The organism is bacterium (genome assembly GCA_022616075.1).
In the GTDB taxonomy this organism is placed as follows: Bacteria; Acidobacteriota; HRBIN11; order JAKEFK01; family JAKEFK01; genus JAKEFK01.
The window spans coordinates 1-14710 of record JAKEFK010000344.1 but is presented as its reverse complement, the minus strand read 5'-3'; the positions used below and the strand labels follow the sequence as shown (position 1 = coordinate 14710).

Annotated in this window: 13 protein-coding genes; 11 read left to right on the top strand and 2 right to left on the bottom strand. The window is 49.2% G+C overall.

Annotated elements, in window-relative coordinates; genetic code table 11:
- Positions 1-119: 119 nt before the first annotated feature.
- Genes gap through tpiA form a run of 3 tightly spaced genes read left to right on the top strand, consistent with a single transcriptional unit; the run spans position 120 to position 3077 of the window.
- Positions 120-1124 carry a type I glyceraldehyde-3-phosphate dehydrogenase gene (gap, locus tag L0156_26815; GenBank protein MCI0606613.1) on the top strand — a complete coding sequence of 335 codons (1005 nt, stop codon included), beginning with the start codon at positions 120-122 and terminating at the stop codon, positions 1122-1124.
- Positions 1121-2293 carry a phosphoglycerate kinase gene (locus tag L0156_26810; GenBank protein MCI0606612.1) on the top strand — a complete coding sequence of 391 codons (1173 nt, stop codon included), beginning with the start codon at positions 1121-1123 and terminating at the stop codon, positions 2291-2293. Before gap ends, L0156_26810 begins: the two co-directional genes overlap by 4 nt.
- 22 nt (positions 2294-2315) lie before the next feature.
- Positions 2316-3077 (top strand): triose-phosphate isomerase, encoded by a 762-nt coding sequence (tpiA, locus tag L0156_26805; GenBank protein MCI0606611.1) that lies wholly within the window; start codon positions 2316-2318, stop codon positions 3075-3077.
- Positions 3078-3151: 74 nt separating this feature from the next.
- On the opposite strand, the gene L0156_26800 is transcribed toward tpiA, so the two are convergent.
- The gene (locus L0156_26800) at positions 3152-4051 is read right to left on the bottom strand and encodes a phosphodiester glycosidase family protein (GenBank protein MCI0606610.1); all 900 of its coding nucleotides are present in this window, start codon (positions 4049-4051) and stop codon (positions 3152-3154) included.
- Positions 4052-4178: 127 nt separating this feature from the next.
- On the opposite strand from L0156_26800, the gene amrS reads away from it, so the two are divergent.
- The 7 genes from amrS to L0156_26765 all read left to right on the top strand — a co-directional run bounded on the left by amrS (position 4179) and on the right by L0156_26765 (position 10420).
- On the top strand, positions 4179-5261 hold the full coding sequence (gene amrS, locus L0156_26795; protein MCI0606609.1) for an AmmeMemoRadiSam system radical SAM enzyme: 1083 nt from the start codon (positions 4179-4181) through the stop codon (positions 5259-5261).
- A gap of 60 nt (positions 5262-5321) precedes the next feature.
- Positions 5322-6806: a toluene monooxygenase gene (locus L0156_26790; GenBank protein ID MCI0606608.1), complete on the top strand. Its 1485-nt coding sequence runs from the start codon at positions 5322-5324 to the stop codon at positions 6804-6806.
- Entirely contained in the window at positions 6806-7045 is a 240-nt protein-coding gene (locus L0156_26785) for a toluene-4-monooxygenase system B family protein (protein MCI0606607.1), read from the top strand. Before L0156_26790 ends, L0156_26785 begins: the two co-directional genes overlap by 1 nt.
- Positions 7046-7360: a Rieske 2Fe-2S domain-containing protein gene (locus tag L0156_26780; GenBank protein MCI0606606.1), complete on the top strand. Its 315-nt coding sequence runs from the start codon at positions 7046-7048 to the stop codon at positions 7358-7360. It begins immediately after the preceding gene.
- Positions 7351-7650 carry an MmoB/DmpM family protein gene (locus tag L0156_26775; protein ID MCI0606605.1) on the top strand — a complete coding sequence of 100 codons (300 nt, stop codon included), beginning with the start codon at positions 7351-7353 and terminating at the stop codon, positions 7648-7650. The genes L0156_26780 and L0156_26775 overlap by 10 nt, the downstream gene beginning before the upstream one ends.
- Positions 7643-8458, top strand: coding sequence for a hypothetical protein (locus L0156_26770; GenBank protein ID MCI0606604.1), 816 nt, complete (start codon positions 7643-7645; stop codon positions 8456-8458). The genes L0156_26775 and L0156_26770 overlap by 8 nt, the downstream gene beginning before the upstream one ends.
- A 453-nt stretch (positions 8459-8911) precedes the next feature.
- The gene (locus L0156_26765; protein MCI0606603.1) at positions 8912-10420 is read left to right on the top strand and encodes a PAS domain S-box protein; all 1509 of its coding nucleotides are present in this window, start codon (positions 8912-8914) and stop codon (positions 10418-10420) included.
- A 111-nt stretch (positions 10421-10531) separates the two neighbouring features.
- Here the strand turns inward: L0156_26765 and L0156_26760 are convergent, their stop codons facing one another.
- A complete protein-coding gene (locus L0156_26760; GenBank protein ID MCI0606602.1) occupies positions 10532-11809 on the bottom strand; it encodes an AIM24 family protein in 1278 nt (425 codons plus the stop codon).
- 77 nt (positions 11810-11886) lie between these two features.
- Between L0156_26760 and L0156_26755 the strand changes: the two genes are divergently transcribed.
- Positions 11887-14658, top strand: a complete 2772-nt coding sequence (locus L0156_26755) for a protein kinase (protein MCI0606601.1) — start codon at positions 11887-11889, stop codon at positions 14656-14658.
- The last annotated feature ends 52 nt before the right edge of the window (positions 14659-14710 follow it).

The window sequence follows — 14710 nt, the reverse complement described above, 5'->3', positions numbered from 1 at the left end:
GTGGACATGGCTTTATTATAGTAACAGTTGTCCGCCTTTGTGACCGGAACGAATTTACTTGCCTGTCCTCTTTTTTTATACTAGGTGTTCAGCCGCGTACCGAATAAGGGAGGAATGTCATGTCAATCAAGATAGGTATCAATGGATTTGGCCGGATTGGTCGCAACTTACTGAGATGTTCAATGGGTGAAAAGAATTTTGATTTTGTTGCGGTAAATGATATTACCGATACAAAAACCCTGGCTCATCTGCTGAAATATGATTCCGTTCTTGGGAATCTTGAACAGAAAATTGATTCAAAGGAAAAATCAATCATTGTCAACGATGATGAAATCGCCGTTTACTCGGAGAAAGATCCGGCGAAGTTGCCATGGAAAAATCTGGGTGTGGATATCGTTGTGGAGAGCACGGGACTTTTCACAAAGCGGTCCGACGCGGCAAAACATCTGGAAGGTGGGGCAAAGAAAGTCCTGATTTCTGCGCCCGCAAAAGAGCCGGACGTCACGATTTGCCTGGGTGTTAACGAGGACATGTACGAAGCCTCCAAGCATCATGTGATATCGAATGCATCCTGTACGACGAATTGTCTTGCCACGGTGGCGAAAGTCCTGCACGTGAAATTCGGGATCATACGAGGTTACATGACCACGATCCATTCCTACACGAACGATCAAAAACTTCTCGACCTTCCGCACAAAGATCTTCGTAGAGCTCGCGCCGCCGCCCTCTCCATGATTCCGACAACTACAGGCGCAGCCGTCGCAGTTGGAGAAGTGCTTCCTGATCTAAAAGGGAAGCTGGATGGAATCTCCGTTCGCGTTCCGACACCCAACGTCTCCCTGACCGATTTTGTGATGGAACTGAAAAAGACTGTGACAGAAGCGGAGATCAACAGCGCGTTCCGGGAAGCAGCGGGATCCTGGATGAAAAACATCCTTGATTATACGGACGATGAACTGGTGTCGATCGATTTTCGCGGAAATCCGCATTCTTCCATCGTGGATGGTCCGTACACTGCTGTGATGGATGGTAACTTCGCAAAAGTTCTGGCCTGGTATGACAATGAATGGGGTTACTCCTGCCGTTTGCGTGATTTGATCAAGCTGGTTGCGCGTTCTTTATGAACAAACTGACAATCCGCGATCTTGATCTCAAAGGCAAGCGAGTTTTCATTCGTGTCGATTTCAATGTTCCCTTAAACGACCAGAATGAAATTGAAGACGACACGCGGATTCAAGCTTCTCTTCCAACCATCCGGTACGCGCTCGATCAGGACGCAAGGGTGATTCTGGCTTCGCATCTAGGGCGTCCCAAAGACAAACCAGAAGAAAAATACAGCATGAAGCCGGTCGCGAAACGACTCGGTGAGTTGCTCGTTCTCCCGATAAAACTCGGCAACGATATTGTGGGTCCGGAATCTCAAGCTCTGTCCGCGAATCTTGGTGAAGGGGAAGTTTTGTTGCTGGAGAATTTGCGTTTTCACCCTGGCGAAAAAAAAGGGGATCCTGAATTTTCAAAACAGCTTGCTCAACTCGCCGATGAGTATGTGAATGATGCTTTTGGCACATCTCATCGCGCTGACGCCTCGATGGTAGGGATGGCGCTCCACTTTCAGCGGCGGGCAGCCGGTTTCTTGATCGAAAAAGAGCTTCAATATCTGGGAAAACTGATGCAAGCGCCTGACCGGCCCTATATTGCCATTCTGGGCGGAGCGAAAATTTCAGACAAAATTGAAGTTGTGCGGAGCCTGTTGACCCGTGTGGACCGTCTCCTGATCGGTGGAGCAATGGCGTACACATTTTTAAAGGCAAAAGGACAGCACATCGGCAAATCTCTTTGCGAGATCGACAAGCTGGATCTGGCAAATGAACTTTTGGTGAATGACAAACTGGAATTGCCGGTCGATTTCATTGCGGCGCCGGAACCGAAAGCAGGCGCTCCCACCCGCGTGATTCGAACGGGAGGAGATTTTGAAGGCTGGATGGGGCTCGACGTCGGGCCGGAAACGCGCGAAAAATATTCCGCCATTTTGCGAGATGCAAAAACGGTCTTTTGGAACGGCCCGATGGGTATGTTCGAGATTGACGAATTTGCTGAAGGGACAAACGCGATTGCCCGCGCGCTTGCGTCATTGAATGCGATGACCGTCATTGGAGGGGGTGATTCTGTTTCAGCTGTTGAAAAGTGCGGCGTTGCGGATAAAATGACTCATATCTCGACTGGTGGCGGCGCCAGTCTGGAATTCTTGACGGGAAAGGAGCTTCCTGGGATTGCCGTATTAACAACGCCCTAGAGGGCGTACTGAAGAAAAGCAGATGCGTAACAAGTTCATAGCGGGCAACTGGAAAATGAACACCACCCGCGCGGAAACCACAGCTTTGTTGCAGGCGTTGCTGCAAGGAACTTCCGCCATTGAAAAAACAACCATCATGGTTGCGCCTCCCTTCGCGAATCTTCAGATTGCATCCGAACTACTACAGAATTCGAAGATAAAGTTAGGCGCCCAAAACATGTACTGGGAAGATAAGGGCGCATTTACGGGAGAAATCTCGCCTCTCATGCTGAAAGATTTCAATTGTAGCTACGTGATTATAGGTCACTCCGAAAGACGACAGTATTTTCGGGAATCGAACCAGGAAATCAATCGCAAAATACAGGCTGCATTTCGCCATCGAATTTACCCAATCCTTTGCGTCGGCGAATCATTGGAAAACCGGGAACGTGGCCAGACACTCGGAGTCGTTGAATATCAGATCCGGAACGGTCTCGCCGGGTTTACATCCGAACACATGAACGATTTCACGATCGCCTATGAGCCCGTCTGGGCGATTGGAACCGGCCGCGCTGCTACGCCGGCGGACGCAGTTGAAGTTCATTCTTATATCCGTTCGCTCTTTGCCGAGATGTTTGATTCTACGATCGCAGAAAGCACACGCATTCAATATGGTGGAAGTGTGACAGCGGACAATATTGACTCGTTTATCTGCGAAGAGCATATTGATGGCGCGCTTGTCGGCGGCGCCAGCTTAAAAGCGGATTCCTTCCTGAAGATTATTCAAGCCGCGGAACAATCTTGAACAGAAGCTCGCAAAGGACGCAAAGATAAAGAATTTTTTTTCTCTTCGCGATCTTTGCGTCCTTCTGTTAAAAATTATCTCGCGAAGACGCCTATTGCTCCGGGAATTTTCACTTTCCAGTTGAACAAGCTGAACGCCGGTTTTTTCTGCGCTTCGAACGGACCATAGCGCACGTAGGAAAAATCGCTGGCCTTTACAACCATATTTGCTTCTGAACCACCGTCCAGATTCATGGCCGTGTGAATGCGCAACCCACGATCCGGTCTCGCGTTGCTCTCCTTCAAAAACAGCCCGAGGTTGTGCAGGGTAAAGAAATTTCCTTCTGTGGTGATCAGAAGAATTTTGTCATCGAAGTCTTTGGCCACAATCGTCCGGTTTGCCTGCCAGCCGGTCTTTTTTACCTTGATCTTTCCGTGCCGGTCCAGAAGGATGGGCCAGTGCTGAACGCCCTGCTGGTACGTTCCTGGCGTGTAGCGGTCGTATTCAAAATCCAACAGATCCGCCAGCGGTAAATTCTTTTTTACCGGTTCGGCGACCAGCATTCCACGAACACTGGAATTGGATTTGGGGCCTTTCAATTTGCCGTCGCAAATGATGAGGGCGCACGGCATGTAGTAAGGATCCGCCATGTACTGCGCGCTGTTGGTCATTGCGATGGCGCCCGTCTGTTTTTGCCAGTCTTCAATCGTGCGCGCAACCGTCTTTTCCTCTTCGTAGGCACTAAGGACGCGAATGCGATTGAACCGCGGGTCGATTCTAACTACAGCAAGTACGTCGATCAGTTCTTTGTGCCGCCACACCTCGATCCGTGCGAACTCCACTCCTTTGCTGATGCCGTTCCATTCCAGCTTGCTATGGGAAATGTTTAAGTATTCGGGTGACGGATTTTTCTTGATATCTGCAGCGGCAATCCGGGCGATTAATAGAGTCGTATTTGCCAATACGGCCTGGAACAATTCTCTCCGACTCAACATCAGGGACATTCTCTTACAACAATATTCGCAAAGCCACACATTTCCGGCAATGGTATCGCGGGCGTCTCGCCTGCGAAGCAATGTCATTTGACTTTTAACCCTTAACTTTTACTCTTAAATTCAGACAATGAATTCAAACACCGTACCCACTCAATACTGGCACGCGCTTGAAGATGGGCGTATCCAGTGCGATACGTGCCCGCGTTACTGCAAATTGCACGAAGGCCAACGAGGTCTTTGTTTTGTTCGGGCGCGCGAAAATGACCAGATCGTGCTAACCACGTATGGAAGGTCGAGCGGTTTCTGCATCGATCCTGTAGAAAAGAAACCGCTGAACCATTTCCTTCCGGGAACACCGATTCTTTCCTTTGGAACAGCGGGGTGCAATCTCTCCTGCCAATTCTGCCAGAACTGGGATATCAGCAAGTCTCGCGAAATCGATACATTGGCTGATGCGGCGTCACCTGAACGGATTGCTTCGGCCGCAGCACAGCTCGGTTGCCACTCAGTTGCATTCACCTACAACGATCCTGTTATTTTTCTGGAATATGCGATTGATGTGGCTCAGGCATGCCATGAAGTCGGAATCAAAGCGGTGGCTGTGACCGCCGGATATGTGTGCGATGCGCCGCGAGTGGAAATGTACAAATACATGGATGCTGCGAACGTGGACCTGAAGGGTTTTACCGAACGGTTTTATAGCAAAATTTGCGCGGGGCATTTACAGCCTGTTCTGGATACGCTGGTCTACTTAAAGCACGAAACAGACGTCTGGTTTGAGATCACAACTCTTTTGATTCCGGGTGAAAACGATTCAGAAGAGGAGATAGAAAAGATGACGCAGTGGATCATGGAAAAGATCGGCCCGGATGTTCCTCTTCACTTTACAGCTTTCCATCCGGATTACCGGATGCTCGATAAGCCTCCCACTCCTCCCTTTACGCTGACACGAGCGCGTAAGATCGCTTTGAAAAATGGTCTTCGTTATGTTTATACCGGCAATGTGCACGATGAGGAAGGTGGCAGCACATACTGTCATGGCTGTGGAACCAAAATCATTGGAAGAGACTGGTACGAGCTGACCGCCTGGAAATTAACATCGGACGGTCATTGTGCAGTCTGCGGCACTCGCTGCCCGGGTCGGTTCGAAGGACCCCCCGGCAAATGGGGAGCCAAACGCTATCCTGTTCGCCTGGCAAACTTTAATTAACTCACGGGCGCTTGACCACGTGTTATATACTTGTCCGTAACAGCGAGTGTCCCCAAGCGAGTGTTAAGAAGAGACCAATGGCTCGATCTGGCTCGTAAGCTGGATTGGCAGTTCTCGTACGTAGAAGAAACAGAGGTCTATCCGGAAGAGATTTCAGGAACTCCATGGCTGCCGCAAAGCGAATGGAGCAGTTGGGACGAGCCTTATCGCACTTCCTACACCGAATATGTGGTCAACCAGTCCGCAAAAGATTCCGCTGTGTACGCGGTAAGAGATGCGATCGGCAAAGTTGAAGATTTTCAAAAGCTGGACCCTTCGTGGTTAAACGGTTTGAAGCTGCATGCCGCAGCTCTTCCGCTGGCTGAGTTTGCTGCAGTTGTAGGAAACCTCCGGGCCGCCCGCTTCGGCCGTGATAGTGCGTGGCGATCGATGGCCTTACTCGGTGCGATGGATGAATTTCGCCACACACAAATTCCACTTCTTTTAATGCATGAACTCATTTCCTGGGATAAACGATTTGACTGGACGCACAAATTTTTTCACACGAACAACTGGGTCGCGATCGCCGGACGGCACTTTGTAGATGATCTTTTGATTGGATCCAACCCGATTGAATTCGCTATAGGAACCAATTTCGTATTTGAAACCGGATTTACAAATCTCCAGTTCATCGGTCTTTCTTCCATGGCTCACTCCGTGGGCGATAAGATGTTCGAAAAAATGGTGAATAGCATTCAAACAGATGAAGCCAGGCACGCGCAGATTGGGCCCGCTGTTTTGAAAATTGTATTGAAGCATGACCCGGACTACGCGCAATTCCTTCTGGATAAATGGTTCTGGCGTAGCTGGCGCTTTTTTGCCGTGATAACCGGATTCAGCATGGATTACCTGACTCCTTTGAAACACCGTTCGCAATCTTTCAAGGAGTTCATGGAGGAATGGATCCTCGATCAGTTCGCAAGAATGTTGAAAGAATACGGGCTGAATAAACCGTGGTATTGGGACCAATTCCTTTCGAACATCGAGCTCTATCATCACATGGTGTACGTCAGCGCTTATACTTACAGAGCCACAACCTGGTTTGATTTCACATTGCCGGGACCGAAAGAGAGGGCCTGGCTAAAAGAAAAGTATCCGCGAACGTGGCATCATCTCGATCCCATCTGGGAGAGAATCACCCAGCGATGGCGCGAATCGGGACCGGGCGTAGAATGGTTTTCTCATGGCGCCACCCCTGTCACCTTTTGCGATTTATGCCAGCTCGTTCTTTGTGGCGGGTCTCCTGAGCAGAATAGCGCAATCACAACGAACCTGGATGGAAAAAAATACATCTTCTGTTCTGAACCCTGCCTATGGATTTTTCATATGGAACTCGAGCGCTACCGGCATCACAAGGATGTTGTGAAAAGAATTTTGGCCGGGGAAGCGCCTGCTAACCTGTTAGAACTTTTGCGAAAATATTTTTCTTTGACGCAGGAGATGTGGGGAAAAGATGTGGAGCAGGGCAACTACAATTGGCTGCAACGGAGTAGAGAGGAAAGATAATGCTGGTGCCGCTTTACGGTTTTTTACGCGGAGATTCGATCGGATTACTCGTGCTTGTTCAAGATACTGACACGATTGAAACTGTTGCTGCAACCCTGCAGGAGGCAGCTTTAGTTCGTGTTGCCCCCGCTGTCCGCGCGAGCGTCTACTTTAGCGGCAGGTTGCTGGATCCGGGATCAACCGTTACAGAATCAGGACTCGAAGCTCTCGATCGAATCGACGTAGTGCAGGAGTTGTGAATGCCATTGATGGAAGCTGCACAATGGGACGACCTGTTAAACGGCGAAATGATGGGCTGCCAGCTGGGGGGAAATAAGGTTCTGATCATCAAAATCGATGACCGCATTTTTGCGTATGAAGACCGGTGTGCACATCTCGGGATGCCTCTCAGTCAGGGAAAACTGGATGAACAAACACTGACGTGCTTCGCTCATGAATGGCAATACGACGTTTGCTCAGGTAAGGGAATCAATCCACAATCGGTCTGCCTGAGACAGTATGCGGTTCACGACGGAAGAATCTATATTGATTTGGAAGCTATTCCATGTGGATAAATGATGATCCAACAACGGACTTAGTCGGACCGGTATTGGAAGCGAATGATATTTCGCTTGCAGTAATCAGCGCAATCGAGTTGATGAATGAGAGAGTCCAGGTCCGCAATGTCGGCTCTTATCTTCGCGTGCTGGTTCCCCACAAATGTGAAGTCACACGTGAGAGGATTGAAGCAGTTCTGGGTTTTCCTTTCGATTTGCCATCCGATCTGGAACGGATCATGCCGTCCTTTAAAGGATTTTTAAAGTTCACAGAAGACCGGGTTATTTGGACGTTGGAAAATGACTGAGCAGAAAACGTACTGGCATTTGCAGGATCTCAAGAAAAAGCCATCGGAGTATGAAATCGTTACTTCGAGGTTGCTTTACTATTTTGAAAGAAGCTTTGAAGTGAACGCACCGGTGGGGGAATGGTACGGCCGGAACCAGAAGGGGTCCGCATTTCAAGTGACGGATTGGGAACACTTCAAAGATCCGCGCGAAACCACTTATACAAAATATACAGACCTTCAAAAGCGAAAAAAAATTTTTGTTGATGGCATTTTCGAATCCATGGATGAAAATTACGAAAAATCACTCGCACCCGGTTATCTCGATTTTTTCCGCAAGTTTGTTGCGCCGTTACGCTATCCGTTTCATGGATTTCAAATGGTTTCCTCTTATATCGGCAGCATGGCTCCTGCAGGCCGGATAGTCATAGCCGCGCTTTTGCAGAGCGCGGATGAGATGCGGCGGATTCAGAGGATTGCTTATCGTCTCAGACAACATCAAGTGACTTTTCCTGATCCTGATGACTCCCGGGGCGCGTGGGAAAAGGATGCGTCCTGGCAACCACTCAGAAAGGTTGTTGAAAATCTGCTGGTAACATTTGACTGGGGCGAAGCTTTCGTAGCGTTAAATCTCGTTTGCAAACCACTATTCGATCAATTCTTGATGACCGGTTTGTGCCGGGCGGCTGAGGAGGCGAAGGATGATGGTCTTGCAAGGATCTTCGCATCGTTGGAAGAAGACAGCGTCTGGCATCGTGAATGGAGCTCTTCGCTTGTTCAGTACGTATTGAATCAAAACAGGAACTGCGAAACGTCGCTGTTCGCCTAGATCGACAAATGGTATCCCCAGATGCTCCATGCCATTGTTGTGCTGTTGAATACATGCAACGCTTCACTGCCCGACAGGAACCGGCCGGACCTTGAGCAAGTGGAAATGTGTTGCCGGAACTTGTGGGATAGAGCCGGACTGCGAAGAAATTAGTAACGTCCCAAAAGTGTAGGTAACTGAGATTCTCGTTTGACTGAAATGGTCGTACGCGAGCCCCTCTTCTAGGCAACTCGAATCGCGCAGCGTCGAGAGTTGCCATCCTGTAAAAAAAACCAAAGGTTTATTGATGCTCCCTTCCCCTGTAATTCTCTAACAAAATTTACATTGCGTCTTCCAGCAGGGGAAGGGAGAGGGCAGCCTTTTCCAACTTCCGTGCCGCAATCACGTTCAGTCCGTTTATCGACCTTTGAGATTCTCACATAGAGTTGTGGGACAATAATAAGAAATTAGAACATGTCACAGACAAAGCTGACATTAGCCGAAATGGCGCTTTCCATGATCCGGAACTATCTGGACGGAGTCATGGCGTTTAACACTTATTACAGGATTAATTTCTGGAATACCGCGATGGAGAGGATTTTCGGCAAGCTTGCCAGAGATGTGATGAATCAAAGCATGCTTGATGTTTTCCCTTTTCTTCGTGAAACAGGGCTGGATCGCGAACTCGAAAGACTCCTTAAAGGCGGATCTCCCCATTGCCGGCATCCGATCGAAGCGCCTTTCGGTTCAGGCTTTTATGAAGCCCATCATCTGCCTTTAACGGACGGCGATGGAATCATCGTTGGCGGCTACACCGTGATTCGTGATGTAACTCAATCCACAAAAGCGGAGCAGCAATGGTTTGAAAGCGAAACGCGGTTTCGCACCATGGCTGATACTTCTCCTGTTTTGCTATGGATGTCCGGCAAGGATGCTTTGTGCACGTTCTTCAATCAGCGCTGGCTTGATTTTACCGGACGCACGCTGGAAGAAGAGTTTGGCAATGGATGGGCCGAAGGTGTGCATCCGGAGGATTTTCAGCATGCGATGAACCACTACATGTCTTCTTTTGTACAACGGCGCGAGTTTCGCATGGAGTATCGTTTGCGAAGAGCGGATGGTCAGTATCGGTGGGTTCTTGACAATGGAATCCCGCGGTATGAAATCGATGGAAGTTTCGCGGGCTTCATCGGTTCCTGCATTGACATTACCGAGCTGAGAGAAGCCCATCAGAAGCTCCAGGAACTGAATGAGGTGCTGGAAGTAAAGGTTCGTGAACGAACCTCCGATTTGATGCGTTCGAATAAGGATCTCGAACAATTTGCCTATGCTGCATCGCACGATCTTCAGGAACCGTTGAGAATGATTTACAGCTACCTGCAGCTTCTGGAAGAAAACTACAAAGGGAGCCTGGATCCCCAAGGATTGCGTTGTGTTGATATCGCTGTCGACGGCGCAAAGAGGATGCAAGCTTTAATTCGCGATTTGCTTACTTATGCGCGACTCGATTCCGATGGAACGCCGCATGAAGCGACCGACTTCAAAAAAACTGTGGATATTGTGTTGAACGACCTGAGCGTTGTAATACAAGAAACGGAAGCGCAGGTCACGTCTGCCTTTCTGCCCATTGTGGTTGCGAATCCCATTCAAATGCGAGTGTTGTTTCAAAACTTGATTAGCAATGCAATCAAGTTTCGTCGCCAGGAGGAGAATCCCCGAATACGGATCTTTGCCGAAACGCACGGGAAAGATTGGTTGTTTGGAGTAGAAGATAACGGTATTGGTATTGATGCCATCGATCAAGAGCGAATCTTTCGAATTTTCCAGCGTCTTCACGAACGCAGCCGCTATCCAGGAACCGGAATTGGGCTCTCGATTTGTCAGAAGATTGTGGAACGGCATGATGGAAGAATCTGGGCCGAATCGCGGCCAGGGCAGGGTTCTACCTTCTTTTTTACTCTGCCGGTAAGAGCCGCCAAGTAGTAGTGGCAGAGCATTTGCCTGCCCGCGATTTATTCGTGATCAGCGACCTGATTTTGGAAATGATGTACTTACTTACTTCAAACGAAATGGCAAATGCTCTGCAACTACCAACTAAAATCCCAGCAGTTTTCCAATTCCATTCAACAATGCATCGAAGAAGCGAACTGCAGCGCTGTCGGATGTTTTTGATGGTGGAGCAGTTTGCCGGAGAATCAATCCATTCCCTTCAAACTGGTAGTCGAACAAAGGTGTCATGCCGCGATAGTACGGCCAGAACGTTTCGGTTCGCGCCGTAGAAAAAGATAAGGTGGTTTCAAAAGCTGTCAGAATGGATTCAGAGATTCGAACAGCTTGACCGTTCAATTTCACCGCGTCCACGCCACCCCTTCCCTGAATGAACAGTTTTCCGGTTCCACTGAAATGGATGTAACGCAAACGACCGGCAATCCACGAATGAGGATTCAGCAGCGTCCAGCGCGTCTTCAGTTGCAGATTTCCCGTCAGAGCAACAACCTGCGATGGATAAACCACAATTCCGCGATGATTGTCCAGTAGGACCTCGCAAATGTATGTATCGGGATTTTCTCCGGAAGTGAGAACGATTTCAGTGGGCGCGGCATCTGAAGGCACAGAAACTTCCGTCAGCTCGGCAAGTCCCGCTGCGTAACTTGTAAAAGGTGAATTCCAATTCAGCAGAAAACGCGTTTTTTTCCGCGCAGTGGGAGCGTATTGATGAAGCCAGGCCATTCTAGTCACGAGCATTTCTCCCGGTTGCAGCTGGACCGGAAGATTCTTTTGTGATTGTTTCACTGAAACATTTTCTGCGTCTCCGTTTTTCTCCAACTGCACGGCTGACGCATGTTTGGCGAGTCCGGCAACGCAAAAATACCAGAAAGCTCTCCAGCAAAGCGGTCCCAGAAAAACCAACACGCAAAGGACCAGAATCGTTGTAACGCTGTTACGCAGTGTTTTCAGGAGCAATTGCTGCGTGTGATAAAGAGTCCTGCCGGCGATTTCGATTTCTTGAACCAGTTTTTCTTTTCCGTGCCGGAGTCTTTGAAGTTCTGCATTTTTCTTATCTATCAATACGCCGGTCATTTCGATCTCTTTTTTCCACTGCAACCATTGAAAAGGGGAAGTCCACCGGGAAGGCTCTTGTTCGCGCAGGCGAAGATATCGTTTCTCAAGAGAAAGATCGGCGCGCCGTTCCTGAATTCTTCGATTCAATTCGCCGAGCTGCGTTTGCAACGCCTGTAGTTGTAATTCCTCTGCCTTTCGTTGTTTCCACCAATCAGAAAAGATTGCGATGAGAACAACCAGCGCTGCGATGCAAAGAAGAATTAGAAGCCGCGAAAAGAGCCACCGCACAAGAGCCAGGAACAGTTTCATCTAGAACTGCCGATAAGCATCCTATATCATATTCATTTGTTGGACTAAAGTGTTGAATACTTTGACGGGGGTTTTCGTTGGCTGAACTACGTCCTGTCCGAATCCTCTTGATCGACACGTACCCTGAAAGCATTTCTGCTCTCAGTATGTTTGCATCTGAGATTAAGAATTGTGATCTGGACGTTATTGGGAACGAGCTGGAATTTCTCCAGCACAATGAGACCGGGCCCAGGCCTGACCTGCTAATTTTTGCTCACGGTTCGATTCCGGATTCACAGGAACTTTTCGCGGAGATTGTTGCTTCTCATCCAGAGTTGTACAGCATTGCAATTCTGCCAGAACAGGACCTGGAAACAGGAAAGGAATATCGTCAGATGGGGGCGCGCGAGGGTGTCTACCGGCTAGAAAATTATCTCGGCAATTTGCGGCACGCGCTTCGCGATGCTTTGACTCACTTTTGGGGACCGGACGTGACGTCTACGGGATATCTGCAAACTCTGCCGTCCGGCAAGAAAATTCTACACTACAACATTCTCGAACTCGCGGGCGCCGGGATCAGGACGGATGTCTATAAAGCAGAGGATCTAAATGAGAATCGCCTGGTGGCGCTGAAAATCCTTCCGCCAAGCATTGCAACTCATACCGTTGTCAGAAAGCGTTTAGCTCGCGAAGCGATTGCCGCATCGCAATTGCATCACTCCAGCATTGGCACTGTGTACGCGCTTGAAGAAGGGGAAGGGATGGCGTTTGTGGCAATGGAGTATCTGGAGGGAGAAAGCCTTGCGGCAGCACTGAGAAAAGGGCCGCTTGGTATGTTCCGTTTGCTCGATATCGGCTCACAAATTTGCGATGCCCTGGAAGTTTCGCACCAGGCCGGAAGAATTCACGGCAATATCAAGCCCGGCAATATTCATTTACCGCCGAATGGGCCGGCCAAATTGCTCGATTTTGGCTTGCCTCAAAAAATTGGTCCTGCTATTCCACGGAAGGGTGCTCGGGGGATCATCGAGATTAGCGCTTCCGGTATTCCGTGGGATTCCCTTTTTTATTTTTCGCCGGAACAAACGCGCGGAGAAGATCCGGATGGACGTTCTGATCTTTTCTCGATCGGCTCACTTCTTTACCTGGCTTCTACGGACGAACAACCATTTGATGGAAAGGATGCGGCCACGATTGTAAAGCGGATTCAGACCGATGATCCCGTCAATCCGAGCGACCATCAAGCTCACTTACAAGAAGAGTTCGACGGCATTCTGCTCCATGCTCTGGTAAAGGACCGCGCGAAACGGCTTCCTTCAGGCGCAGAGCTCCGAAAAGTGCTTACCTCTTTAAAATCGCGCTACATTCCCAAAATTGAACAGAAGCCTGAGAAGAAACAAGAGCCGGCAGTGGAAGAGGCGGTGGTTCCTCTACCCGGCAAGCGAATCATGACGGTTTTAGCTGTTTTTGTCTTCGTTATTCTTGCGATTGCAACCGCGCTCTTTTTCCTTGTTCCACGCAAGAAAAATCCAATACCAATTGTTGTGCTCCCCATTCAGTCTACCGGGGGAAATGAATTGGAGTACTTGTCAGGAGGAATGACTGACTCTTTGATCGAAGGCTTCTCCATGCTGCAGGGACTTCAGGTGATTCAGCCTGTGACAGCCTTTCGCTATGCCAAGTTCGCGGATGCCAGAACTGCAGCTCGTGCAGTGGGAGTGAGTTATGTTCTAGCGGGAAGATGGAACGATCCTGGCAAAGGAGTTTTGGAAGTTCAGCTTCTTCATGTGAGCAAAGGTCTGGTATGGAGCAATCGCTACAATCCGAAAACAGATGATCTTTCAGCGACTCGATTCGCGATCGTCCAGGAAGTGTCACAATCATTGAATGTGATTTTGGATCAGGAGCAGAAAAAGTTTTTCATGGTAGAACCATCAACAAGTCTGGACGCTCTAAATTTCTATCGGCAAGGTCGTTACCGGTATTATCAGCGTTCGCGTGAAGACCTGCTTTCCTCGATTCGACAATTTGATCAAGCGATCGCGCTCGATCCAGGTTTTGCTGCCGCCTATGCCGCAAGATCTTTGTCTTATCTCGATCTTGCAGAGACAACATCCAACTCGAGTTTTTACAGAGGAGCTCAGGATTCCGCAATCCGCGCTCTTGAATTGCAGGAGAAGTTATCGGAAGGCCATACGGTGCTTGGAGCCGTGAACCTGCTGTATCTCTGGAACCTGAACACCGCAGAACAAGAGTTGATGAGGGCTGTTACCCTTAACCCAAGTTCTTCGCGAGCGCATTCTTATCTCGCGATGCTGTACACCGTAAGGCAACAACCGGAGAATGCTCTGGCGGAATTAAAGATCGCCGGAAGCTGTGATCCTCTTTCGTCCATCCTTCACACTGAAATTATTCGCCTGCTCATAAGCCTGCAAAAATATGACGACGCAATCGATTATGCGTACAAGCATATGGATCAAATGGATCCGGTCACAGCAAACTTGCTTCTGGGTGACGCCTTTCTGGGCAAGAAAGCGATCGAGGAAGCTTTGCTCGCTTATCGACGCTGCCAGGATCTCGGTTCGAAGGATGTGATCGCTCGAATTGCTACAGTATTAGCAGTAGATGGGATGCGACACGAGGGTTCGATTCTGTTGGAGAATCTGCTTTCTCGCTCTTCTACAGTCGATCCGGATCTGGTTGCTGCAGCCTACGCGCAACTGGGAGATCGGGCAAAAGCCATCCAATGGCTGCAGGCGAGTTACCTGGCGCGCTCCGCAGATCTGGTTCTGTTGAAAGTGGATCCGAATTTCGATTCCCTTCGCGGCGATCCCGAGTTTCAAAAACTCCTTCGTCTCGTCGGTATCTAGGCCGTCTGTCGCGTCTGCCGTCTTGCGTCCTCGCGTACGACGCGGAGACTAG